The sequence below is a fragment of the Thauera butanivorans NBRC 103042 genome, from assembly GCF_001591165.1.
GTDB classification, from domain to species: Bacteria; Pseudomonadota; Gammaproteobacteria; order Burkholderiales; family Rhodocyclaceae; genus Thauera; species Thauera butanivorans.
In genome coordinates this window covers 22,601-45,333 of record NZ_BCUG01000008.1, presented here as the reverse complement: position 1 = coordinate 45,333, position 22,733 = coordinate 22,601, and the positions used below count along the sequence as shown (strand labels likewise).

Annotated in this window: 22 protein-coding genes; 14 read left to right on the top strand and 8 right to left on the bottom strand. The window is 65.2% G+C overall.

Going from position 1 to position 22,733, the window contains the following annotated elements:
* Positions 1-89 precede the first annotated feature (89 nt).
* From TBU01S_RS04245 to TBU01S_RS04210, 8 genes are all read left to right on the top strand, one after another.
* Positions 90-1,238, top strand: a complete 1,149-nt coding sequence (locus tag TBU01S_RS04245; RefSeq protein ID WP_083953460.1) for an ISAs1 family transposase — start codon at positions 90-92, stop codon at positions 1,236-1,238.
* 892 nt (positions 1,239-2,130) lie between these two features.
* Positions 2,131-2,418, top strand: coding sequence for a hypothetical protein (locus TBU01S_RS23755; RefSeq protein ID WP_068635395.1), 288 nt, complete (start codon positions 2,131-2,133; stop codon positions 2,416-2,418).
* A gap of 43 nt (positions 2,419-2,461) precedes the next feature.
* Complete coding sequence (locus TBU01S_RS04235) at positions 2,462-3,490, top strand: class I SAM-dependent methyltransferase (protein ID WP_068635394.1); 1,029 nt, start codon at positions 2,462-2,464, stop codon at positions 3,488-3,490.
* Positions 3,491-3,618: 128 nt separating this feature from the next.
* Complete coding sequence (locus TBU01S_RS04230; protein WP_068635393.1) at positions 3,619-5,307, top strand: AMP-binding protein; 1,689 nt, start codon at positions 3,619-3,621, stop codon at positions 5,305-5,307.
* Between the two features lie 89 nt (positions 5,308-5,396).
* Positions 5,397-6,725 (top strand): acetyl-CoA hydrolase/transferase family protein, encoded by a 1,329-nt coding sequence (locus tag TBU01S_RS04225; RefSeq protein ID WP_068635392.1) that lies wholly within the window; start codon positions 5,397-5,399, stop codon positions 6,723-6,725.
* Positions 6,726-6,819: 94 nt separating this feature from the next.
* The gene (locus tag TBU01S_RS04220; protein ID WP_068635391.1) at positions 6,820-7,647 is read left to right on the top strand and encodes a TonB-dependent receptor domain-containing protein; all 828 of its coding nucleotides are present in this window, start codon (positions 6,820-6,822) and stop codon (positions 7,645-7,647) included.
* A 20-nt stretch (positions 7,648-7,667) separates the two neighbouring features.
* The gene (locus TBU01S_RS04215; RefSeq protein ID WP_174524506.1) at positions 7,668-8,912 is read left to right on the top strand and encodes a sialidase/neuraminidase family protein; all 1,245 of its coding nucleotides are present in this window, start codon (positions 7,668-7,670) and stop codon (positions 8,910-8,912) included.
* Positions 8,909-9,367, top strand: a complete 459-nt coding sequence (locus tag TBU01S_RS04210) for a thioredoxin domain-containing protein (RefSeq protein ID WP_068635389.1) — start codon at positions 8,909-8,911, stop codon at positions 9,365-9,367. The genes TBU01S_RS04215 and TBU01S_RS04210 overlap by 4 nt, the downstream gene beginning before the upstream one ends.
* Before the next feature lie 131 nt (positions 9,368-9,498).
* On the opposite strand, the gene TBU01S_RS04205 is transcribed toward TBU01S_RS04210, so the two are convergent.
* Positions 9,499-9,837 carry a helix-turn-helix domain-containing protein gene (locus TBU01S_RS04205; RefSeq protein WP_068635388.1) on the bottom strand — a complete coding sequence of 113 codons (339 nt, stop codon included), beginning with the start codon at positions 9,835-9,837 and terminating at the stop codon, positions 9,499-9,501.
* 399 nt (positions 9,838-10,236) lie between these two features.
* Between TBU01S_RS04205 and TBU01S_RS04200 the strand changes: the two genes are divergently transcribed.
* From TBU01S_RS04200 to TBU01S_RS04185, 4 genes are all read left to right on the top strand, one after another.
* Positions 10,237-11,565 (top strand): recombination directionality factor, encoded by a 1,329-nt coding sequence (locus TBU01S_RS04200; RefSeq protein WP_068635387.1) that lies wholly within the window; start codon positions 10,237-10,239, stop codon positions 11,563-11,565.
* Positions 11,562-12,872: a metallophosphoesterase family protein gene (locus TBU01S_RS04195; protein WP_068635386.1), complete on the top strand. Its 1,311-nt coding sequence runs from the start codon at positions 11,562-11,564 to the stop codon at positions 12,870-12,872. Before TBU01S_RS04200 ends, TBU01S_RS04195 begins: the two co-directional genes overlap by 4 nt.
* An 89-nt stretch (positions 12,873-12,961) precedes the next feature.
* A complete protein-coding gene (locus TBU01S_RS04190) occupies positions 12,962-15,442 on the top strand; it encodes an AAA family ATPase (RefSeq protein WP_068635385.1) in 2,481 nt (826 codons plus the stop codon).
* 101 nt (positions 15,443-15,543) lie between these two features.
* A complete protein-coding gene (locus TBU01S_RS04185) occupies positions 15,544-15,780 on the top strand; it encodes a hypothetical protein (RefSeq protein ID WP_068635384.1) in 237 nt (78 codons plus the stop codon).
* Positions 15,781-15,847: 67 nt separating this feature from the next.
* On the opposite strand, the gene TBU01S_RS04180 is transcribed toward TBU01S_RS04185, so the two are convergent.
* Positions 15,848-16,156: a DUF5983 family protein gene (locus TBU01S_RS04180; protein ID WP_068635383.1), complete on the bottom strand. Its 309-nt coding sequence runs from the start codon at positions 16,154-16,156 to the stop codon at positions 15,848-15,850.
* A gap of 263 nt (positions 16,157-16,419) precedes the next feature.
* Entirely contained in the window at positions 16,420-17,091 is a 672-nt protein-coding gene (gene radC, locus TBU01S_RS04175; RefSeq protein ID WP_439654540.1) for a RadC family protein, read from the bottom strand.
* A 374-nt stretch (positions 17,092-17,465) separates the two neighbouring features.
* Between radC and TBU01S_RS04170 the strand changes: the two genes are divergently transcribed.
* A complete protein-coding gene (locus TBU01S_RS04170) occupies positions 17,466-17,681 on the top strand; it encodes a hypothetical protein (RefSeq protein ID WP_068635381.1) in 216 nt (71 codons plus the stop codon).
* A gap of 75 nt (positions 17,682-17,756) precedes the next feature.
* Here TBU01S_RS04170 and TBU01S_RS04165 read toward each other — a convergent pair whose 3' ends face one another.
* From TBU01S_RS04165 to TBU01S_RS04155, 3 genes are all read right to left on the bottom strand, one after another.
* Complete coding sequence (locus TBU01S_RS04165) at positions 17,757-18,428, bottom strand: hypothetical protein (protein ID WP_068635380.1); 672 nt, start codon at positions 18,426-18,428, stop codon at positions 17,757-17,759.
* A 111-nt stretch (positions 18,429-18,539) separates the two neighbouring features.
* On the bottom strand, positions 18,540-18,779 hold the full coding sequence (locus TBU01S_RS04160; protein ID WP_068635379.1) for a hypothetical protein: 240 nt from the start codon (positions 18,777-18,779) through the stop codon (positions 18,540-18,542).
* A gap of 249 nt (positions 18,780-19,028) precedes the next feature.
* Entirely contained in the window at positions 19,029-19,523 is a 495-nt protein-coding gene (locus TBU01S_RS04155) for a hypothetical protein (RefSeq protein WP_068635378.1), read from the bottom strand.
* A 129-nt stretch (positions 19,524-19,652) separates the two neighbouring features.
* On the opposite strand from TBU01S_RS04155, the gene TBU01S_RS04150 reads away from it, so the two are divergent.
* On the top strand, positions 19,653-19,883 hold the full coding sequence (locus TBU01S_RS04150; RefSeq protein WP_068635377.1) for a hypothetical protein: 231 nt from the start codon (positions 19,653-19,655) through the stop codon (positions 19,881-19,883).
* Here the strand turns inward: TBU01S_RS04150 and TBU01S_RS24710 are convergent.
* Positions 19,854-20,078, bottom strand: coding sequence for a hypothetical protein (locus TBU01S_RS24710; protein ID WP_068635376.1), 225 nt, complete (start codon positions 20,076-20,078; stop codon positions 19,854-19,856). The two genes, TBU01S_RS04150 and TBU01S_RS24710, sit on opposite strands and share 30 nt — an antisense overlap.
* 649 nt (positions 20,079-20,727) lie before the next feature.
* Positions 20,728-22,704, bottom strand: a complete 1,977-nt coding sequence (locus TBU01S_RS04140; RefSeq protein WP_157659092.1) for a hypothetical protein — start codon at positions 22,702-22,704, stop codon at positions 20,728-20,730.
* Positions 22,705-22,733: the final 29 nt, after the last annotated feature.

Genomic DNA, 22,733 nt, shown 5'->3' with positions numbered 1-22,733 from the left:
CCCAAGAATGTCGTTGACGATCATGCGCTTACCGCGCCCCTGTTCACGGCGCCCCGATTTGTGTAGTTTCCTGTCTTTTTGGACGGGCAATGGAAGCGGACAAATTGGTGGCTCTGGTCGAGGTGTTCGAAGGACTCGAGGACTGGCGCAACGCGCAGCAGACGCGTCACCGGCTGGACGAACTGCTTACCGTGGCGGTGTGCGCGGTGCTCAGCGGCGCCGACGACTTCGAGGATATTTCGCAGTGGGGCAAGGAGAAGCTCGACTGGCTGCGCCGTTTCCTGACTCTGGACTACGGCGTGGCTTCCTCCGACACCTTCGAGCGGGTGTTCGCACTGCTCGATCCGGAGAGCTTCGAGCGCGCCTTTCGCAGTTGGGTCGCAATGGTGATCCCGGCGCTTGGTCACGAGCAGGTGATCGCCATCGACGGCAAGAGCAGTCGGCGCACCACGAGCAAGGCGGCGGCCGCGCCGCTGCACCTGGTCAGCGCCTTCGCTGCCGAGGTGGGCGTGGTGCTCGGGCAAGTGGCCACGGGCGAGAAGTCCAACGAAATCACGGCGATTCCCGAGTTGCTGGGTGTGCTGGACATCAAGGATTGCATCGTCACCATCGATGCCATGGGCACCCAGACGGCCATTGCACGAACGATCCGCGAACGCGGTGCGCACTACGTGTTGTGTGTGAAGGACAACCATCCCACGCTGCTCGATTCGATCCTGCTGACCCACGCCGGCGTGGCCGGGCCGCTCGAAGCAGCCAGTACCTGCGAGACACGTTCGCGCGGCCATGGACGCGAGGAAGTGCGTCTATGCCAGACCTTCGAGGCCGACGCGCGGCTCTACAAGGCCGAGCAGTGGCCCGATCTGAGAAGCTTCGCCACGCTCGAGCGCACGCGCATCGTCGCCGGCAAGAAGAGCGTCGAGCGGCGTCACTACATCAGCAGCCTGCCGCCCGATGCGGACAAGATCGCGCATGCCGTTCGAAGCCACTGGGAAGTAGAGAATCGGCTGCATTGGTGCCTGGATGTGCAGTTCTCCGACGACTACGCCCGTGCCCGCACCGGGCACGTTGCCCACAACTTGGCGCTGGTACGCCACATCGCGCTGAATCTCATTCGGCTGAACACCTCACGCAAGGCCAGCATCAAGACCAAGCGGCTGCTGGCTGCCACGTCAGATGAGTACCGTGCCGAGTTGCTCGGCTTCGAACCGCAGGACGAGGAGGAGGTGGACGATTGATGACGTTCGGGTAGATGCGGGAGCCCTGAATGGATGGCGTGTTTGACCTCGGACTGTCGGCGGTGCTTGACACGCTCGGTACAGCCAACGAACTGGCACGCGCGCTTCGACCCCCAACGCAACTCACCCAGACGAACGATCGTCGTGACCGCCTCCGGCTCCAACATCTCCCGTGCTCCGTGACCCAAAGGGCGCACAGGATTCACCATCAAACTCATCGCTTCCAACTTCTGCCTCCTTGCGAACAAGGGGGTCAGTTCTTCGTGTCGTCAGGGGGTCAATTTACGCTGTCGCCTGACAACCGGCAAGGCGGGCGACGATCCGACTACACGGATCCTTCCCGAGCGAATCAGCTCGATCCTGTCGATGATCACGGACTGCTGCGCCTGGTGACTCGACGAGATCTCCGGCGCAGCGTCTGATCGATGGTCAGTGTCGTACCTGGCCGCAGCCGGAGACGAGGAGCCGAGTATTTCGGACGCGCCGAATCGATGACAGCCGTTCAGTCAGCCATCAAACCGCAGCCCCGAGTCGGCGGAAGCCATGGGATGGGTGATCCGGTTCGGCCGCTGGGCATGTAACAGGGTCGGCGGCTCCACTGTTTCAAACTGCGACGTAACGGGCTCAAGATGCATCACAGCCCGCGCCCGCTGACCAAATGTTTCCCCGCGAGGGCGGCTGGCCGGCCGTCTGGTTCCGGTCTGGTTTGCCGTTTTTTCCGTACTGAGCCCTAACTGGTACGAGTCATGCTATCGGTGACCCTGGAGAAAGCCGCGCAGCCCGCGGTTCCGAAAGGATTATACGGGCGAAACCGAAGTGATCGACAAGCGGCCCATTTAGCGACCAAGCGCACCTTGCGGCGCATGGGACGGGACAACGAGAGAGCTTTGGGATGAATGTCGAATATGTGTTCGATCAAGGTCCGTTTCGGGTGGGCATTGCGAGAGAGGACATCCTTTTCCATTGGGTCGTTTGGAACGGGGCTGTGGTAGTGCGGGAAGGGGCGGCCATTACGCGTGAAGCCGCATTGCATGACGCGCTCGCGACCGTCTTCCTGCTTCAGGAACCTGCAGGGCACGAGAGCAAGGTCATCTGCGCTGGAAGCCGGTCTTCCGAAATCAACCGTTCTGATCAATCATGGCCCCTCAACGCTATGGGGCAGCAGAGCAGCGAGGACTGAATCGTTGACAGGCAGCGCAGGTTACACAGCAGTCGGAGGCGCGATGGGAAATGACGCCGCAGACCTCGACGGGTACGATTCGGTTGCTTCGATCGAGGCGGCGGAACTGCTCGAACTCCATTACGACATTGGTGGCGGGCTGTACAAGATGTGGGCAAGTCCGGGCTCGGTGCTAGCTGCCGCCGTCCTGGGCTGGGCGCGCTGTGACCACCCGGCGCAGCTGCACTACGGCTGGGATTTGGCGGGTGCGGCGAGCCTCGACGACGCGATTCGCGACACGACCCGCCGGGCATTCGACCTGTTGGATATTGGCGAAATTTCGGCGCCGCTGGTCTTCGAGCCTGGCTGCGGCATCGGCGGCGCGGCAACCGACATCGCCCTGTTGCGCCCCGACAGCGAAGTGATCGGATTATCTGCGGTCCGGGCCCAGGTCGAAACGGCCCGCCGTTGCGCCGCGGCAATGGGGATCCGCAACGCGACGTTTTGCCACGGAAACTATCTGGGCACGCCCTTCGACGACGGTTCCTTCGACGGCATCTACGCCATCGAGTCGTTGTGCTACACGCCGGCCAACGAACGGCCGGCGCTGGTTGCCGAGCTCTACCGCCTTCTTCGTCCGGGCAGCCGGATCGTCGTAATGGACGGTTGTACATGCCGCGCGCCAGAGAATGAAGAAGAGCGCCGCTACGTGAGCGACGTCCTGGCGGGCTGGACATTTCCCGCGCCGTGCACGCCAGGCGAGTTCCTCGAACTCGCCGACCAGGCGGGCTTCGAGATGGTGGAGCAGCGCGACGTGACGAGTTCCATCTACGATTCGGCACGTCGGATCGCCGCCATCGCTCGTTATCTGCTGCTCCCCCTCACCCATCTCGCGTCGCTGCCTGGTGTCGGCCGCTTGTTGAGTTCCCTCGGTTTCGGCTCATCGGCCCACGCGCGGCGCTTCGTCGCCGCCTGTCTTTCGCAGCTGTCCGTTTTCGACCTGGGTCGCGGCGCCTGCCTATTACCTGCACGTCTTCCGCAAACCACCTCATGCGTTTCGTGGAAGATGCCGAGACGAAAAAACACAGCGTGAACTGACCAGTCGCGCGTCCGCGCCGCGCCCCACTGGGGCCGCAACGGCAGTCAGGCTGGGAGCGGACGCACCTTCCGCTGACAAGTCACGACGCCACTAGAATTGTTGAAGGAAGAGGAGGGGAAGGAATGGATTCGATCCGATCGTTTCATGAGGCGAGGGATTTTCTCCTGGCGCACCGTACCGATTACGATGCCGCCTATCGCAGTTTTCACTGGCCCGTGCTCAACGAGTTCAATTGGGCGCTCGATTACTTCGACGGCAGCCTGGCCCGGACCGACGGCGCGGCCCTGTTGGTGGTGGACGAGTCGGGGTCACAGACCAGGATCAGTTTTGGCGAGATGTCGCAGCGGTCCAACCAGGTGGCGAACTTCCTGCGCGCCCTCGGGGTCCAGCGCGGAGACCGCATTCTGATCATGCTCGGCAATGTCGTGCCCCTCTGGGAAGCCACCCTTGCGGCAATCAAGCTCGGCGCGGTCGTTGTTCCGACCACCACCCTGGTCACCCCGAAGGACCTGCGCGATCGTATCGAGCGAGGCCGCATCGCGCACATCCTTTGCGCCGCTCAAGACACGCACAAATTCGCGGGCCTGGCTGGAGAGCTGACGCGAATCTGCACGGATGGTCCAGTGGACGGCTGGATGGAATTGCAGGGCGCGCGCAATGCCGACAGTGGCTTCATGCCGGACGGTCCGACCCGGGCCACCGATCCCCTGTTCCTCTACTTCACCTCGGGTACCACCTCCAAACCCAAGCTCGTGCTCCACACCCATCAGAGCTATCCGGTCGGCCATCTATCGACCATGTACTGGCTTGGCCTCAGACCCGGCGACATTCATTACAACATCAGCTCCCCCGGTTGGGCCAAGCACGCCTGGAGCTGTTTCTTCGCCCCCTGGAATGCGGGGGCGACGGTCTTTATCTACAACGCGCCCCGCTTCAACGCGAGGGCCACCCTGGACGTGCTGACCCGGCATGAGGTGACCTCCCTGTGTGCGCCACCGACCGTGTGGCGGATGCTGATCCAGGAAGATCTGGCCCACTGGCCGGTCATGTTGCGGGAGCTGGCGAGCGCGGGCGAACCGCTCAATCCGGAAGTGATCGAGCAGGTGAAAATGGCGTGGGGCCTTTCTATCCGCGACGGCTACGGTCAAACGGAGACCACCGCGCAGGTTGGCAATCCGCCCGGGCAGCCAGTCCGCTACGGCTCGATGGGCCGACCGCTGCCGGGCTATCGCCTGGCGCTGCTCGATGCCGACGGACAGCCCGGCGTCGAGGGCGAGCTGAGCCTCCCTCTCGCCCAGCGGCCACTCGGATTGATGGAGGGCTACGAGGGCGGTGAGGCCAAGAACGCCGAAGTCATGCGTGACGGCCACTACCATACCGGAGATGTCGCGCGCATCGACGAGGACGGCTATCTGTGGCACGTCGGACGTGCCGACGATGTGTTCAAGTCCTCGGATTACCGCATCAGCCCCTTCGAGCTCGAGAGCCTGCTGATCGAGCATGACGTAATAGTGGAAGCCGCAGTGGTGCCCAGCCCCGACCCCGTACGGATGTCGGTCCCGAAGGCCTACGTCGTCCTGCGCGCCGGTGCGACCCCGGACCGCGACACGGCGCGCGAAATCTTCCGCTTCGTGCGCGACAAGGTCGCGCCCTACAAGCGCGTGCGGCGCCTCGAGTTCGCGGATCTACCCAAGACCATCTCCGGCAAGATCCGCCGCGTCGAGCTGCGCCAGAAGGAATTGCAGCGCACGGATGTCTCGCATCGCGAGGCGACCGAGTTCTGGTACGAGGATTTTCCCGAACTCGGCTGAGAAGGGCGTCGACGGAAGACACTGCCGGCAGCGACAGGTGCTGCGGCGGGAGATGCGATGATTTCAATGATGGAGTAAGGAGCACTACAATGAATTTCGAACGGATGCTTTCCGAGAAGGCCGTGACCGCGGACGAAGTCGCAGCACTCGTGCAAAGCGGCTGGACGGTCGACTATGGCTTTGCGCTCAGCCAACCCGAGTTGTTTGACGCGGCACTGGCTGCCCGCAAGGACGAACTCGCCAACGTCCGCGTGCGCAGCGCGCTTTCGGTCAAACCGCGTCAGGTGGTCGAGTTGGACCGCGACCAGCGCCACTTTCACGTCGAAAACTGGCACTTCTCCGGCTACGATCGGCGAAAGTACGACGACGGCCTCATCAGTTACATCCCGTTCAACTTCGGCGAAGGGCCGCGGCTGTATAGGCAGCACCTCGACACGGACGTGCTGGTCATCAAGACTGCTCCCATGGACCGGCATGGATTCTTCAATTTCGGCGCCAGCAACAGCTACCTGCAGGCGGCGTGCGACACCGCCCGGCGCGTCGTGGTGGAGACCAGCACGACGATGCCACGCTGCTGTGGGATCGAGAATGCGCTGCACATCTCCCAGGTCGATTTCGTTATCGAGGGCGACAACGCCCCGCTGACCGAGTTGCCCAGTGCGCCGATCTCTGAGATCGACCACCGGGTGGCGGAATTCATTCTGCCCGAAATCGAGGATGGTGCGTGCCTGCAGATCGGCATCGGCGGCATGCCGAACGCAGTGTGTTCGGCATTGGCTACGGCCCCGATCAAGGACCTCGGCATACACACCGAGATGTTCGTGGATGGCATGGTAGACCTGGTCGAGGCAGGCAAGGTCACGGGGTGGCGAAAGAGCACGTTCCGCGGCAAGATCGTCTTCACGTTCGCCCTCGGCACCCGCCGTACCTACGATTTCATCGACAGCAACGAAATGTGCCTGAGCCTGCCCGTGGATGAGACCAACCTCACCGAGAACATTGCGCGCAACCGTAGGGTCGTGTCGATCAACAATGCCATGCAGATCGATCTCCTCGGACAAGTCGCCTCGGAGAGCGCCGGGTTCAAGCATTGCACGGGCACCGGCGGCCAACTCCAATTCGTGCGGGGCGCCTTTATGTCCGAAGGCGGGAAGTCGTTCATCTGCCTGTCCTCGCGCTACTCGAAAGACGGCGAGCCACGCTCGCGCATCGTCTCGGGGCTCGCCCCGGGCACGGTGGTGACCACTCCGCGCACCGACGTGATGTACGTGGTCACCGAGTACGGGATCGTCAATCTCAAGGGCAAGAGCGTTCCGGAACGGGTGGCCGCGCTTATATCCATCGCCCATCCTGACGACCGCGAGTTCCTGGAGAGGCAGGCTCGCGAGTACGGACTACTGCCGCGGCGATTTCACTGAACCGGCCAGGCCCGCGAACAGGGGCGAAGCGCTGCTCGGCGCTTCACCTTTCGGGGTGTGAAAACCGTCCGCGCCCGAGTCCCAACTCAGGGCCATGAACAAGAACCCTTTCGTGATCGCTGCAGCCCGCCTGTGGGCGGCAGAAGCCGGCCCGCTCATCGCCGCGGCTGCGGCGATGAGCGCGATGTTTGCTGCCGGCCTCTACCTGGCCGGCTGGTTCGGCGCCCAGGCCGCCGTCGATTCGCCCACCGGCGCCTCCCCTATGCCCCTTCTGCGGCTCGCCCCGGTCTGGCTTGCGGAAGGCAACGATCCCGATCTGAAGCCGGAAAAGAGCGACGCCAAGGAACTCGCCTTCATCCGCGAGGGCGAGAAGAGCAGCCTGCGGGTGTCGCTGTTCGAGGACGACGTGCGCGACGCCATCTTCCTCCAGCAACAGACCGTCGGCGCCACCACGGTGAGCACGGTGCAGAATGTGGACCGGGTGCGCACTCGCGGTGCGGAACTGGCCTGGCGCGGCGCCGACGTCGTCGCGCGCGGCCTAGACTTGGAGGCGAGCCTCGCCCTGGTCCAGCCCAAGACCCTGGAGAATGCCGCCTACACCGCGGCCGAGGGCAAGGACTGGCCGCGCGCGCCCAGGCTGCGAGCCTCGCTGCTGGGGAGCTACCGGAGCGGTCCGTGGCTGGCTTCCCTCGGTGTGCGCCATGCCGGCCGCCAGTACGGCACCCTCGACAACAGCGACCACAACGATGACACTTTCGGCGGGATTTCCAGCTACACCGTCGCCGACGTCAAGCTCGGCTATGAGATGGGCAAGTGGGGCAGCGTCGGCGTCGGCGTCGACAACCTCACAGATCGCCGCTACTACGTCTACCACCCGTATCCGGGGCGCACCGGCTACGTCGAAGTCAAGGTCGAGCTCTGACGGACATGGGATACGAAAAAATGTTGGACAATATCGAGGCGACGGCGCGCCCGCGTCGCCGCGGAACGCCCGGTTGGGGCACGCTGCTCGCCCGTCGAGCCGTCTTGGCCGCCATGGCCGTTGCCACCACGTTCGCGGCCGCCGTGGAACTCCCGCCCCCAGGCCGGAGCCATGATGGCGCCACGGCCCGCAGCGAGCTCGGCGCTAGCGCCGCCTTCGCCCCCGACGGGACGCTCCACGCCGTGGTCAAGCGCGGCGAGCAGGTCCTCCTCTACCGCAGCGCGGACGCGGGCACGAGCTGGGGCGCGCCGGTGGTGGTGAATGCTACGCCGGAACCAATCTCCGCCGACGGCGAAAACCGCCCCAAGATCGCCTTCGCCGCAGATGGAGTGGTCCTCGTGTCATGGACCCGGCCGCTCGCCAGGCGCTTCAGCGGAGAAATCCGCCTCGCGCGCGGCGCAGGCGACGGCCACTTCGCTGCGCCGATCACGGTCCACCGTGACCAAAGCGAGATCACCCACCGCTTCGAGTCCCTGATGGTCGCCAGCGACGGGCGCGTTGTGGTGGCATGGATCGACAAACGGGATCTGGAAGCCGCCACGGCGGCCGGGCAGGATTACCGGGGCACGGCGCTCTACGCCGCGGTCTCGGGCGACGGCGGCAGGACCTTCCAGCCCGAGCGCAAGGTCGCCGACCACTCCTGCGAGTGCTGCCGGATCGCCGCCGCAGCGGACGCGGACGGCACGCCGCTCTTTTTTTGGCGCCAGGTGTTCGAGGCCAACGAACGCGACCACGCTCTGGCCAGCCTGGGCCCTGACGGTGCGCCGGCAGCAGTAGAGCGTGCGACTTTCGACCACTGGCGCATCGACGCCTGCCCCCACCACGGTCCGGGCCTCGCGGTGGGCGCTGATGGCACGCGCCATGCGGTGTGGTTCAGCGAGCGCGATGGCGAGGGCCGGGTGTTCTACGGCCGCCTGCGCAGCGGCGCGGTGGAGGGGCAGCGCCCGCTCGGCGGCGAGGGCGCTGCCCACGCCGACGTTGCCGCCGCGGGCGACCGGGTGGCAGTGGTGTGGAAGGAGTTCGACGGCGAGCGCACGCGTTTGCGCGCCGAGATCGTCGAAGACGGCGGCCGCCGCTTCCACGCGCTCGAACTCGCGGCGTCCGCCGGCGCGACGGACCAGCCGCGCCTGCTGACGCGCAACGGTGACTTTTTCGCCTTCTGGCACACCGAGGCCGAGGGCTTGCGAGGGTATGCGCTGAATTGAGGATCGTTACCTTCCTGCTCATCGGCGGCCTCGCCTTCGGCGCCGCCGCGGCTGAACACTTCGTGGCCATGGACCGCAGCCAGGCCGCCATGCTCGCCGACCCGAAGGCGCATACCGCGCCGACCGTCGTCGCCCTGTGGTCGATGGATTGCGCCTATTGCAAGAAGAACTTGGCGCTCCTGGCCGCGCTCGCGCGCGGCAATCCCCGCTTGCGCTTGATGACGATCGCCACCGAGCCGGTGGTCGAGGCGGCCGCCGAACTCCTCGATCGCCTCGCAGTCGCCGGTCCGCGCTATGCGTATGGAAACGAGGCGCCCGAAGCGCTTGCCCACGCCCTCGACGCCAGATGGCGCGGGGAACTGCCGCGCACCCTGCTGTTCGACGGTCACGGGGGCCGTGTCGGAGTCTCGGGAGTGATCGACGAGGCCGCCGCCCGACAGGCGCTTGGGTTGTGAGGCACGTCGTGAGTTAGAAATTCCCAGACAAATGCGTTCAATACTGGCTAGGACGTCATCGGGCGTCTTTGTCCAGACGAAGGGCGTGGGATCTGCGTTGTGCGTGTCGAGGTACCGGATCGGTGGAGAGCTTAAAGGTCTGTTGACGGTGGCGCTGCAAGCCGAAGGCGCGCCAGGTGTGCTTGACCACCGTCTGCAACAGGCCCATTTTGCGGGCCAACGCTGCGGCTGCTCCAGTGCGTGGCGGTCTCGGGCACGGTCTCCAGCGTGCGGGCGATCACGGCTTCCACGTTGGGATCGTCGATCGTGCGCGGCGCCCCCGAGCGCCGCGCATCGAGCAACTCGTCCAGACGCTGCCCGGCGAAGCGATTGCGCCACTTGGAAACCGTCTGCGGCGTCACCCGCAATCGCGCCGCCACGGCCCTGTTCTCCATGCCGTCCGCGCAGGCCAGCACAAGTTCCGCACGCATGGCCAGCGCCTGCGCCGTCTTGCGCCGATGCGCCCAGGCCGACAGTTGCTCCCCCGGTTTCGTTCAGCACGATGTGCGCCTTCGGTCTGTTGGTCTGTTGGTCTGTTGGTCTGTTGCCCATCGCATTCTTCCAGGCGATTGGTCCTACAACCCGAAGGACATGTGATTAGCGTACGTAATGCCGACGCACCCAGTGTCGAGGCGTCGCTGAACGCGAGGATCGGTAAGAAAGCCTTCTTTTGCTCGAATGCAAGCAAGGCGGGCGCCAGTCTCCATTGTGTCTATCTATCACGCATGGCACGCGCAAAACGCCAGCGGTTCGGGGCGGGGTTGAAGCGCGGGGAAGTCGCGAGAGCATGAATTGTCGGAATGTCCCGATGTTCATGAAGGAGCGCCGTCATGGCCCATCCCAACGCACACCCCGTCATCGCCGTGCAGGGCGGCGAGACGACGGCCGTGCCAACCCTGCTGCGGCAAGGCCCCGCCCGCATTCACACCGGCGGCAAAATCCGTGCCGGCATCAAGGTGCTCACCAAGAAGGCCGCCGGCGAGCCCCAGGCCAAGGCGCTCTACGAGCAGGGTGTAGCCGCGGGCCCGTCCTTCGAGCAGATCGAGCGCGCCATCACCGGGGCTCTGCCCGATCTCAAGACGCCGCTGGTGCCGCGCAACGTGCCGTGGTTCACCGTGCGGGCACAGGACTTCCCCAATCCCGAGATCGCACGTGCGATTCTGGACGCCTACGGGGAGGATCGAGGCGAAGGCAGGCGCCTGTATCGCTTCCAGGTGGTGTTCCCCTCCGACTACTGGCAGAGCGTGATACCGCACGAACTGGCGGCCTGGGGGACGCCCGAGAAGCACTACTGGTCGCAATACTCGGCCGATGGCCGGGTGCGGCACTGCATGTGCCATGCCCCGGTGCCGGTCGACGAGACGGGCCGGCGCACGATCCGCCTCTTTGGCGGGCGCAAGACCATGGTCCGCGAGGACAACGGCGGCCTATGCCACCCCGAGACCTGCCGTGAGTACCAACAGCGCCAGTGCAACCTGACCGGACGCTTCCTGTTCTTCATCCCCGGCATCCGTTCGATCAGCGCCTTCGAACTGCACACCAACAGCTTCTATGCGATGAACTCGGCGATTCAGAAATTCGAGACGGTGGGCTTCCTGCGCGGCGGGCGCATCTCGGGCTTCCTCGACCGGCAGCGCACGCCGTTCTACCTGACCAAGAAACTAATGGAGGTAGCCCACATCGACGAGCAGGGGAGGGCGGTGCGCGTACCCCAATGGATTATCGACCTTGAGGCGCCGGTGGATGTGACGGCCTTGCTGCGCGACAACGAGGATGCCGAGACGGCCCTGGTCCAGGCCCAACTGGCGACGCAGGTGCTTCAGGGGAGCTCGGTTGCGGCGAGCGCCGAGCCGCTACAGCCGGAGGCGGCCGAGAGCCAGGCGGTGACGGCGACCGAGGCGGCATCCGGCGAGGCGCCACCACTGCGCGAAGGGCATCCCAGCCTTGAGCAACTGATGGCACGTGTGCAGGCCTACAGGATCGCGCCGGAACGCTACCAGGCGTATGCCGATCGGCGGTGGGGAAGGGGCTGGAAGATCAACCCGCATGGCCGTGCCCGCGCCTGGGACGAACTGGAGCGCTACCGCCACGACCCGCCGGGCTATCTCGACAAGATCGAGAGCGAACTGCAACTCTCCTCCCGCGGGAGGGCATCATGATCCGCCTCGCCCATTTCTCCGATCTGCACTACGGTACGAAGAACCTGGTCGAGGCCGATCGCTGCTTCGGCGCCGCCATCGACCGCGCCATAGCGCTGGGCGTGGAGGCGGCAGTCCTATCGGGCGATGCCACTGACCATGGCCTGGACTTGCACGCGCCGGCCGCCGAACGGCTGTTCGCCCAGGTCCGGCGGCTGGCCGATCATTGCCCGGTGCTGATGCTGCAAGGGACTTTCTCGCATGAGCCGCCGGGTACCTTGGCAATCTTCGGGCTGCTGGGCGGACGGCATCCGGTGCATGTGGCCGACCGCATCGGGCAGGTCGCCCTTATCGCCGAGGGGAAATGGCTGGCTTCGACGGACTGGTGCTTCGACCGGCTGCCGGCCGGTGCTCGCGCGCTGTTTTCCTGCGTACCCACGGCGAACAAGGCCGCGGTCGCGGCGGCGGTCGGTGCAGCGGATGCCGCCCAGGCCGTCGGCGAAAACCTCGCCTGCTTGCTGCGCGGTTACGCGCCGATCCATCGCGCGGCCCGGCGGCAACGTGTACCCACGATCGGCGTCTCGCATGGCACCGTGTTCGGCTGCATCAGCGAGCACGGCGTGCCGATGGCCGGCTTCGATCACGAGTTCACCACCGGGGCGGTGTTCGCCGCCGAGGCGCAGGCCTTCATGCTCGGGCACATCCACCGCCATCAGTTCTGGGCAGCAGAAGGCGCGGCAGGCGGGCAATGTATCGCCTATGCCGGTTCCATCAGCCGCTTCCACTATGGCGAGGAGGGGGAGAAGGGGTTCCTGCTGTGGGAGGTCGATGCTGATCAGGCACGCTACCGGCTGGAGCCCACGCCCGCGCGCCGGACCATCGATATCGTGTTCGACGGCAAGCCCGACCTCGAGGCCCTGCGGGCCACCGTCGCGCAGCAGGACGTCGCCGGCGCGTTCGTGCGCGTGCGCTGGACCGTCGCCGACGAAGATCGCCACGAAGTCGACCGCGCGGCAATCGAGCGCCTGCTGGCCGGGGCGATGGAGACCAAGCTGGAAGGGCGGATCGTCCCCGTGGTGCGCACGCGGGCGGCCGGGATTTCGCAACTGGCGAATCTGGCGGACAAGGTTCGGGTCTGGGCGCAGGTGACCGAGGCGCGGGCCGATCTATTGCTCGCGTGCCTGCAGGCGCTCTCCAGTCAGGCGCCGGAAGCCATTGCCGAGGGGGTGCTGCGGAGGCAGGCCGGTCCGGCGTGCGCGGCAGGCGTCGAAACCCCTGTCACCCGGTCTTCGCCGCAGCCTGATTTGGCGCCTGCGCTGTCGTCCTGACCTTGCCGGATCCGTCCCCTTGGGGACGGGCTTGCAGACCCTTTTTCATGCGGGAGACTGAATGGGTCATCCCGCAGGAGAACCCCACCATGCAACCGCTTTCACTCACCCTCAAAGGCTTTCGCGGCATCCGCGATGGCTTGGGACGCGATGTCCTGACTCTCGACTTCGAACGACTGGCCGACGGCGCCGAACTGGTCGCCATCGTCGGCGCCAACGGGCGTGGCAAGACCACCGTGATGGACAACATGCACCCGTATCTCACGATGCCCTCGCGAGCCGGTGTGGCCGGTCCAGGCGGCTTCTCCTATTACGACCACGTCTGTCTGCCCGAGAACGAGAAAGACCTGATCTGGGCGCACGACGGCCGTAGTTACCGCTCGCAGGTCGTGGTCCGGCTCAACGGCCGGCGCAAGACCGAAGCCTTCCTCTTCGTGCTCGCCGACGATGGCGCCTGGAAACCGGTGGCACTGGACGACGGCACCGTGTCCGACGGCAAGGTGGACACCTATACCCGCTGCGTCGACGCCATCTGCGGCAGCGCCGACACCTTCTTCACCTCGGTGTTCTCGGCCCAGGGCAAGCGGCAGCTGAGCGCCTACCGCAATGCCGAGATCAAGACCCTGCTGGCCGATCTGCTCGGGCAGGACCAGATCCGGGCGCTCGGCCAGAAAGCGGCCGAGACGGCGCGTCTCCTCAGGACGGGCCTCGCGGCGATCCGGCAGGAACAGGCCTCGCTGGACGAGGAGGCGCGGCGGATCGAGGGCGAACAGCGGCGGCTCGATGGCGCCCAGGCTCGCGTCGCGCAAAGTCTGTCGACCCGACAGGCGGCCCAGGCCGAGCAGGAGTCGGCGCGAACCCGGCATGCCCGGTTGCTCGCCGAGCGAGAGCAGGCGCAAGGCGTGGAAGCGCGCCGGCGACAACTTCAGGGCGAATGCCAAGCCGTGATCCAGACCGGCAAAGAGGTCATCGAAGCCTTGCAGGCACAGGATCGGGGCGAGCAACAGCGGCTGGAACGGCTGGACCAGCGTATCGCCCAGCGTCTCGGTCAGGAGCGCAGCCGGCGGCAGGTCTTGCAGAACCAGCGCCGGCAGTGCCTCACCTTGCTGGCGGGTGCGCAAGCCGTGCGGCATGGAGAGCGCCGTCTGCCACTGGCAGAGCGCGTCTTGTCGCTACGATCAGCCCAGGTCGGAACGTGGCGGGAGCACGTTCAACACCTGACCCAGTGCCAGGCTACGGAGCGGATGGCCCAGCAGAACCTGTCCGGGATCGAGCGCGAGGCCGGGCAGGCGGTGCTCAAGGCCGAGGAGTTGGCGCGGCGCTTCGGGCTGACCGGCGAGGTGCCGTGTGCGGGTACCGATCTGCAGGGGCAATGCAAGCTCCTAGGCGATGCGCGGGAAGCCCAGGCCCTGATGCCCAGCGCCGAGGGGACGATCCAGCGCCTGGGGCGCGAGAAGTCGACGGTACAGAAAGAACTGGACGCCTTGCGCGAACAGCATCAGGCCCTCGCCGCTGCGCCGCAGGCATTGGCTCGAGCCGAGCACCGGGCCGAGCGTGCCCGGGCGCGTGCCTCGCGGTTTGCGCTGCTGGCCGCCCAGGCCGGCGAAATGGCGCGGGCCTGGGCTACGCTGGCTGAGATCGACCAGGAGTTGACGGAACTGGGGACGGCGCCGGGCCCCGATTCCGCGGCTGATCGGCCGGTGGAGACGCCGGAGGAGGCGGCCGAGCACCAGCAGATCGGCGCGGCACGGCAGGCGATCGCCTACCAGCACGAACAGCAGGCCAAACACTATCGCGCTACGCTGGACCGGCTCAAGCAGGCGCTGGCGGCCTTGCCTGCACCTTATGACGAGCAACGCCTGATCGATGCACAGACTAGGATGGAACAGGCGGCACAGTCGGTTACTGCCGCCGAGCAGGCCCATCTGAACGCAGTGCGGGATGCCGAAACCCTGGGTGTCCTGATGCAGCAGGCAACGGCCCTGGCCGGCCGCCATGCACGGGTGGCCAGCCGCATCGCTCAGGTCGAAACCGAGTTGGGCAACTGGAACCTGTTCGCCAAGTGCATGAGCAACGATGGGCTGATCGCGCTAGCCATCGATGACGCCGGTCCGGCGTTGTCGGCACTCGCCAATGACCTCCTGCTCGCTTGCTACGGTCCCCGCTTCACGGTGTCGATCCAGACGCTGGTGGAGACGGGAAAAAGCGAACAGAAGGAGGGCTTCGACATCGTGGTGCATGACGGCGAGTCGGGCGAGAGCAAGAGCGTCGGCCTGATGAGCGGCGGCGAACGGGTCTGGATCAACGAGTGCCTGATCCGGGCGGTGGCGCTGTACCTTGCCCAGCATACCGGGCGCCGCTACGGTGCGCTGTTCTCGGACGAGGCCGATGGGCCGCTGGACCCCGAGCGCAAGCACATGTTCATGGCGATGAAGCAGGAGGTGCTGCGGCTGGGGGGTTACCAGCGGGAGTTTTTCGTGTCCCAGACGCCGGAACTGACCGCTATGGCGGATGCCGTGATCGATATGGATCTACACAGGGAGCCGCACGAAGTCCCGATTGGAGCGTAGTTGGATACAGGATGCCCGCGGTCGGCATGACAGAGCTATCCGCCGTTTGGCCGCCATCGATTGCCGTGGCTTGTCGGGCGCCCCGCCGCTAAAATGTCTGCATGTCGAAAATCCCCGAATCCACGCCTGCATTGAACAGGCTGCGCGCAGCGGCCGGCTTAATCCCCCTTATTGAGGATGGCCTTCGCCAGTCGAAAATCACCGCCGAGAAGGCTTCTTTGATGGCGGAGTTTTGCAGCTGGGCGGCGCAGCAAGCAACGGAAGGCACTCCGGAGGCCTTACGCCTTGCCGATGACATCAAGTCGGGCTTGGAACGGCTTAAAGCGCTGCTGGCATAGCGGTGGCCGGACGATGCCGGCCGCCGCAACTAACGTGTGGCCCCATTGTGAGAGCTGAATTGCCGACTCACGCCTCGGGCTCCTGCAAATCAAAGATCGGCAGACCGTCGATCACGGCCGCTTCGCTATCGAACTTCAGCCAGGCAATACCGGCTTGCTCAGCGACCGTGAAAATCGCGGCCAAATCGGCTTCGGCCGGGATCCGGTAACAGGGGGCACCGACGTAGATGACGCCACCGCTCTCGGTCGGATAAGCGTTGACCGACAACTGGGAATCGGCCAGTTTCAGGCGGGTGCTTGGACTCAGATGCGAGATCGATAACGAGGCCAGCGATTCAGCCTGCGCTCGCAAGCTTTCCACGGCGGGCGTTTCCATGCGGTTCTCCTTCCTCTTGATGAGATGTCGACTTGGTCTTGGGACGCGTGCCAGTCTGACGACTGAAGTTCATTCCGCAGTCGCGACAACGGAACCAGCGCACCCAACAGCACGCCGTCACCTGCGCAGAGGGGGCAATGTGAAAGGGTTTTCACCGGCATGATGGTCGTTTCACCTGGCAGAGGAAGGAGCCCGCCCCTGTGGTGGAGGCGAGCGTGCTGCTCAGGGTCGGACACGGAGCGGTATACGGGCGGCGCATGGCGCTATATCAACCCACGTTCCTCGAACGAGATCACGCGGTCCCCGGCCACGACAAAATGGTCGATGACCCGCACGTCCACCAGGCTCAGTGCCGACTTCAGCGTCTGTGTCAGCATTTCATCGGCCCGCGACGGCTCTGCTTCCCCCGAGGGGTGGTTGTGGGCGACGGCCAGGGCGGCGGCATTGCGAGCGAGCGCTCCCTTGACCACTTCCCTGGGATAGACGCTGGTCTGGGTCAGGGTGCCACGGAACAGCTCCTCGGCCTCGATCAGGCGATGTTGGGCGTCCAGGTAGAGTACCAGGAACACTTCATTTTCCAGCTTCGCGCAGTGCAGGCGCAGCCAGTCGCGCAGGATCTGCGGCGAAGTCATCAGCGGACCGCTGCGCATCTGCTCGCGCAACTCCCGCAGCAGCAGTTCGCGGGCGACGTTCAGGCGATGGGCCAAGACGGTATCGGCGGTCCCGAGCATGCCCATTTGGGCCACGGCATCGCTGACGTGCAAGGGGTTGGTCCCCGATGCGCAGACCAAGGGCGAGAGCAGTTCGCTGACCAGATCGGCGCGCGACAAGGCAGAGAGATTCATGGCGTTCTCCACGAAAGAAGAGCGGGAACGCCGATCCCCACGGGGACAAGGTCCCCGCTTGGGAAGAATGTGCGGACGAATGGATAACATTGGCCGGCACGACGAATGAGGCAGGTATCGACTGCGACGCCGGCCAGGGGCCGGATTCCATCCCTCGATGGAATGCATGTATGCCCGATCAGTTTCCGGCATCAGGCGGATGGGCACAAGGGAGAGGGCACAATGCCGTGTTCAACCGGCTGGAAGCCGGTGGCCTTGTGCATGGCGCTTGGTGGTGGGCTGCGGCCGCTCTCCGAGAGCGTGCGGCGAAACGGGACGCGAAAAAGTGCCGGATCGCCCTCCAGTGCGACTGGAATGTCAGCCCACTGGCGCCAGACAAATTTTATGCATCTCCGCCGCAAAACCCGCGACAACCCTGGACGATTTGGTCAAGATAGGGACTCAACCCTTCTTGCAGAACGACCATGATCCGCCTCGGCTCGCAAATTCGACTCACTTGCCGGGAGGTCGAGCGTTTTCGGAAGATCACCGACATCGAGCCGGTGGGCATCCGTACGCTCGACGACCTGGACGCCTACATTGCACGGTGCAAGGCGCACTACTGGGGCGTCTCCCAGGAAACCCAGTTCCTGCACTGGCTCATCGACCGCGAGTACGCGCAGTGCCGCCAGGCGGCGTAGGGTGCTTTCGGCGGGCCATCGTCTCCCCGATTGTGCAGCAGGGGAGACGGTGCCCAGTCGACAAGCGTCGTCGGCTCACTGGAAGAGACGCGGCTCGATCGTGCCACCGCGCATAAAAGCGAGGTACGCGCCGGCCTTGCCGATGTCGCCGAAACTCGCGACGACCTCATCGCGCCGCAGCACCTCCCAGGGCCGTTCAGCATCGTCCGAAGGCCGGATGCTCAGATCGGCTTCCCGGTACGCGGCCTGACGGTAGAGGAAATCGCCCGATCCCCAGTCGATGATGGCGAGGAGGCAGGCGCACAGGATGGCGGTGCCGCCGCATTCGCCGGCCTCGATCAGCAAGGGGACCTTCAGGCTCCCGGTTGAGCGGCCGATCCGGCCGACGACATCATGCTCTTCGAGCCAGGGTTCGCCGGTGCGGGTGTCGCCGAGGATCAGGCGCACCTTGCGCTCATGGGTGCGGCAGGACTCCAGGACCCGGGCGGCCATCGCATCGGTGCCGGGATCGAAGTAGGTCGTGCGCGTCAGTGGGGACCGGCTCCAGGCCTCGACGGCGTTGCAGTACTTTTCGTAACCGGCGATCGTGGCGTAATCGTCCTCCGCGAACGCCAGGTCGGGCCGGCCCAGCTTGTGGGCGATCTGGTTGGCGTGATCGCGGGCGTTGGCGAAGCCGAGGCAGCTGTAACCCACGCCGCAATCGACCACGTAGCGTCGCTGCTCCGGATTGATGCTTACCTTGTTCATGTCGGGGTCCTTTCGAAATGACGTGGAACCCGACACCCGCAGGATGTGAGCCCCACGGACGTTGGGTGGTTCGCTGCGCCGGACAGCGGCTGGCGTACCGAAACTGTTGATTCAGGCCGCTTGCACTGCCGGCTGGAAGGCTTGCTCTACGACTAGGTCATCGGCGACGACGACCTGATCGGATAGCAGGCGGTCCAGCTTCAGCAGCAGGGCGTCCGCGTGCTCCTGGTCATCCGGGTAGAGAGACGGGCGCAGTTTCTCGACCTCCTTCTTGATGAGGCGAAGTTCCTGGACGATGGCGCACTCGGCGTGCGCTTCGATGGCATTCAGGATGGCGGTGACGGTAATCATCAATGGCTTCCTTTCATTGCGGAGAATGAGTTGGCATGCCGGTGCAGATCGGCGGGTGCAGATCGGCCGGGCGGGTGTCTGGGTTGCGCGGCGTCGCCTTGCGGAGGCTCGTCGGCATGGACGGGTTGGGGGACGGGGCGAACACCGCACGCGCCGCTGGGTGAACAGCGGGCGTGGGCGTTCGTCGATCCGGATGCGGCGAAGGGGCCGCATCACAGGTCAGGGCGGGACGGCCCGGCGATTCTCGAGTCAGGCGGCGCGTGAGGCCTTGGCTTCGGCAGGTGCCGCGGCCTGGTCGGGTGCCGGCCCGGCGGCCTGCTGCTCGAAAACCGCGTGTGCCGTCGCGAACTCGGCGTCCCCGGCCAGGCGGCGTACCTGGGCCACGGCCGGCTCCTTGGTCACTTCGGGCAAGCATTCGACAGCGACATCGCGGCCGTGCAGCAGCCCCGTCTGCAAACTGCGCCAGGGCTGCACAAACAGGCCGTGGCACAGCCAACGGACGAACTGACCGATCCGCTGGTGGCGCGCTTGGCGCGCCTTGTGCCGGCGCAGGGATTCCTTGCAGCACAGGTACAACGCCAGATGGGTGCGCTTCATTTCAGGATCGGACTCGAGCTGAGCCATGACTTCGGTCGCGATGGCCGGATCACGGCCGACGCGCTGATAGAAACCGACCCAGGCACGCTCTTCCTCGGTTTCGATGCTGGTGCGCCGGGCGCGAGGACGAGGTTTCGCAAGGGACATGGTGTTTTCTCCAACGACGAGTAGAGGGAACACCTGTCCCCGTTCGGGGAGGCGGTGGACTCCCCGATGGTTGCAAGGACATGCGGCGCTGCTAAGCTGAACGCTCACATCCCATGAGGGCCCACACAGATGCTCCGTGCAGGCGACGCGCTACGGTTCACGCCCGACGAAATCGATGCCTACCGGAAACTCGGTCTCGACTTCGACGGGGCGCGAACACGGGATGACATCGAACAGGCATTGACCCGGTGGACCGATACGCTGAACGATGAACGTCCCGATCTATTGGAGAAGATCGCCGTGGCTATGGCGAAAGCCAGGGGCATCAAGCTACCCGCGCGTTTGACGCGGGTGCGCTGACGCGGCCTTGTTGCCATTTGCCTCGGCAATCCTCATCCAACGGTCGGCGATCCGGTCCAGGTAGACCAGATCGTCGGCTTCGATCTCGCCCGACTCTCGCAAGCGGGCGATGACCTCCTTGACCAGGGACGGATCGTCCTTGGCCAGTTGGATCACGGTGGCGGCAATGCGCCGACGGTAGAGGCTGATCGACATGATCAGCCGCCTGCCGCGCGCGATTCGGAAGCCCGGCCGGACCGCCCGGGGGCGGCGGGCCGCGGCCTCAGCAACGCCGGCAGGACCGATGGGCGCGGGGCAGGACGGGCATGGCCCGAACCGCCCAGCAACGCGGCGACCGGGCGCGACTCTCTGGTAACGGGGATTGCGAACATGGTGTTCTCCTTCGGAAATGAAAGGGAACACCCTTCCCTGGCGGGGAACTCGGAGTTCCCCGTTCGGGATGCTCGGCCGTGGACGGCAGAGCGGTTCGGCGACGTGCCAGGCGGCACGCACAGGATGAAGGCCCACCGTTCTTGCGAACGGGGCCTTCGCTCGATGCCGGGCGGCCCGAAGGTCGCGCGGCGGGACACAGCGTTCAGCCAGACGGCTGAACCGGACACTCGGCCAAAGACATGGCCGGACCCGACCGAAGCCGGGGATCCACGAGGCAGGTAACGACTGCGACGCCAGCAAAGCTGGACCTCAGGGTGACCGAAGCCACCGATGAAGGCTGTGCAGACGCGATGTCCACAGAAAGCTCCTGCAGTATCGCGGCAGGATCAATGAGACTCAAGTCCGCGCCACGGGTTGCCACCCGCAAGCGCCGGGACTTCAGAGACGTTGCGTTGCCGAGGTGGCGTGCCTTCTATATCTGCTCCGTAAGGCGGCCGTAACCCCGGCCGATACCCTCGGCCATCTTGGGGAAGAGGACGCTGAGCAGTGCGTCGAAAGTGGCTGGGCGCAGGTAGGCCTCGTCGCCAGCGTCGATGCGGTCGATGAGCGTCTGACGCCACGCCTTGTATTTGCTGGCTTGCTCCCCAGTGAAGTGTGTTTCGAGTTCATAGGCTTTCACGGCGATGGCATATAGCGAGTCCCAGCGCTTGTTGTGTTTCCCGCTTTGCATGATGGCATTGAGCACCTGGTAGCCGGTGCGTACGTCGTACCCGACGCCCTTATTGTGCTGGATGGACAGCAGCCGAGCGATCAGGCCGGACTCGTCCAGCAGGAAGGGATCGTCGGCTCCCGGCAGACCATGAGCCGACAACGCCGATGCGGCTTCCATGATCTGCGCCCATTCATCGCTGCGCACGCCAAGGAGCGTCGGTTCCGGACCGTCGCCATGGTGTCGTTGGGCTTTCCTGATCCGCACGTTGGCATCGTGGAATGTGGTCACGTCCTCCAGGTAGCGGACCGTCCAGTCCGACACGGGCAGGGCGAGCCAACGAGGACGCATCAATTCAAACAGGCGTTCCTTGTAGCGGAGCGTCACGGGATGCGCATCGAGCGCCGCGTCGAGTCGCTGTTGCTTGATCGAAAAGATCGGGTGATGCACCCAACGTTTGCCGAGCGTCTGATTGACTACGAGATCGCTCAATGCTTCCCGGTTCAGCCGCCCGCCGAGTTTGCTCAAGTCGATTTCCAGCGTGGCGATGTCGAGTTGGCGAATGCGCTGCAACTTCTCGTCGTCGACGCCATGGGTGACCGTGACCTCCACAAGCACGGTGGATGGCCAGGGCGAGCTGAACGTGTCCTCGATCTCTTCCTCGAAATCATCGTTCACCCAAGTGTCGGTGATGCCTACCGTGGAGATCTTGCTTCCGTCCACCGTGGCGATGACATCCGGAACGATTCGGCCCCGACGTTGCTCGAGTTGCACATCGGTGAGTTCCAGCTTTTTCGGCGGGGAAAACCAGGTCATGCGAAGCGTGTCGGTCTCCCACTCGCCGAGAAACTCGTCGGAAGGTTCCCGCCGGGCGGAAACCTCGAGACCAGGTGTCGCGATCCGGCGCGCGCGCTCCAGGATGGCCTTGACCTCGCGATGCAGCAGCGTTTCGCGTCGCCAGCGCTGTGCAGTGGCTTCGTCGAGGTCGGATGTCAGGCGGGACCGGAAATCGGCCTCGTCGGTCGCATCCCATTCATCCAGGGCGTCGTGCGCTGCCCGGGCCGCTTCTTCATCGCCCCGGGCGGCCAGTGTTCGATCCTGCCAGTGGGAGCACCAACGGATGTCGGGCAGGATTCGCAAGCGGGCACGGATGTCCTCGGGACTGAGCATGGCAAGATCCGGGTCCGAAAGCGAAATCGTGACCATGGCCCGCCCGTCGGGTCCGTCGGCGGCATCCCGTCTGCCGGTGAGGTCGACGAGCAGGGTACGGCCGTCGTCCAATGTGAGTTCCGCCGTTGCGTGGTCTAGCAGCCGCGCACTCCCGATCATTCCACGTTCGGCCGGCGCTTCGACCCAAACTTCGTAACCCCGGCCGCTGAATCCTGTCGCGGTCCGCGACATGGTTCGCCGTGGGAGATCGATGAATCCCTGTTCGTGGAGAAGATGGGTTGCGGCCAGGCGCGCAGCGACGATGGTGCAGGCATCCTTCTGGCCTCCTGGCGGGTGTCGGAAATGCGCCGTGGGGCGGACGCGCATTGGTTGCCCGGGCATGACCGGCGTCAAGTTCAACTGGCAGGCAGGACAGACGCAGGTGCATCTGTGCTCGACGACCTCGTCGTCGTGGATATAGCGCGGCTCGCCGGTCCGGGCATCGTGCGCCCACTTCAGCGGTACCTCGGAAGCGTCGGGCCCCGCCTGTTCAGGCGAGGCACCGAGCCTGTCGATCTGCCAAGCAGTCACCTGATTCTCCTGCATCACCTGAAGCAATG

Bases quoted from the DNA above. Each gene is read 5' to 3' on its own strand.
- TBU01S_RS04165 (WP_068635380.1), bottom strand. From the start codon at position 18,428: ATGAACAAGGTAAGCATCAATCCGGAGCAGCGACGCTACGTGGTCGAT.
- TBU01S_RS04170 (WP_068635381.1), top strand. From the start codon at position 17,466: ATGATCCGCCTCGGCTCGCAAATTCGACTCACTTGCCGGGAGGTCGAG.
- TBU01S_RS24710 (WP_068635376.1), bottom strand. From the start codon at position 20,078: ATGTCGATCAGCCTCTACCGTCGGCGCATTGCCGCCACCGTGATCCAA.
- TBU01S_RS04245 (WP_083953460.1), top strand. From the start codon at position 90: ATGGAAGCGGACAAATTGGTGGCTCTGGTCGAGGTGTTCGAAGGACTC.
- TBU01S_RS04215 (WP_174524506.1), top strand. From the start codon at position 7,668: ATGTTGGACAATATCGAGGCGACGGCGCGCCCGCGTCGCCGCGGAACG.
- TBU01S_RS04205 (WP_068635388.1), bottom strand. From the start codon at position 9,837: ATGCGTGCGGAACTTGTGCTGGCCTGCGCGGACGGCATGGAGAACAGG.
- TBU01S_RS23755 (WP_068635395.1), top strand. From the start codon at position 2,131: ATGAATGTCGAATATGTGTTCGATCAAGGTCCGTTTCGGGTGGGCATT.
- TBU01S_RS04190 (WP_068635385.1), top strand. From the start codon at position 12,962: ATGCAACCGCTTTCACTCACCCTCAAAGGCTTTCGCGGCATCCGCGAT.
- TBU01S_RS04180 (WP_068635383.1), bottom strand. From the start codon at position 16,156: ATGGAAACGCCCGCCGTGGAAAGCTTGCGAGCGCAGGCTGAATCGCTG.
- TBU01S_RS04220 (WP_068635391.1), top strand. From the start codon at position 6,820: ATGAACAAGAACCCTTTCGTGATCGCTGCAGCCCGCCTGTGGGCGGCA.
- TBU01S_RS04230 (WP_068635393.1), top strand. From the start codon at position 3,619: ATGGATTCGATCCGATCGTTTCATGAGGCGAGGGATTTTCTCCTGGCG.
- TBU01S_RS04185 (WP_068635384.1), top strand. From the start codon at position 15,544: ATGTCGAAAATCCCCGAATCCACGCCTGCATTGAACAGGCTGCGCGCA.
- TBU01S_RS04225 (WP_068635392.1), top strand. From the start codon at position 5,397: ATGAATTTCGAACGGATGCTTTCCGAGAAGGCCGTGACCGCGGACGAA.
- TBU01S_RS04155 (WP_068635378.1), bottom strand. From the start codon at position 19,523: ATGTCCCTTGCGAAACCTCGTCCTCGCGCCCGGCGCACCAGCATCGAA.
- radC (WP_439654540.1), bottom strand. From the start codon at position 17,091: ATGTTATCCATTCGTCCGCACATTCTTCCCAAGCGGGGACCTTGTCCC.
- TBU01S_RS04235 (WP_068635394.1), top strand. From the start codon at position 2,462: ATGGGAAATGACGCCGCAGACCTCGACGGGTACGATTCGGTTGCTTCG.
- TBU01S_RS04150 (WP_068635377.1), top strand. From the start codon at position 19,653: ATGCTCCGTGCAGGCGACGCGCTACGGTTCACGCCCGACGAAATCGAT.
- TBU01S_RS04200 (WP_068635387.1), top strand. From the start codon at position 10,237: ATGGCCCATCCCAACGCACACCCCGTCATCGCCGTGCAGGGCGGCGAG.
- TBU01S_RS04160 (WP_068635379.1), bottom strand. From the start codon at position 18,779: ATGATTACCGTCACCGCCATCCTGAATGCCATCGAAGCGCACGCCGAG.
- TBU01S_RS04195 (WP_068635386.1), top strand. From the start codon at position 11,562: ATGATCCGCCTCGCCCATTTCTCCGATCTGCACTACGGTACGAAGAAC.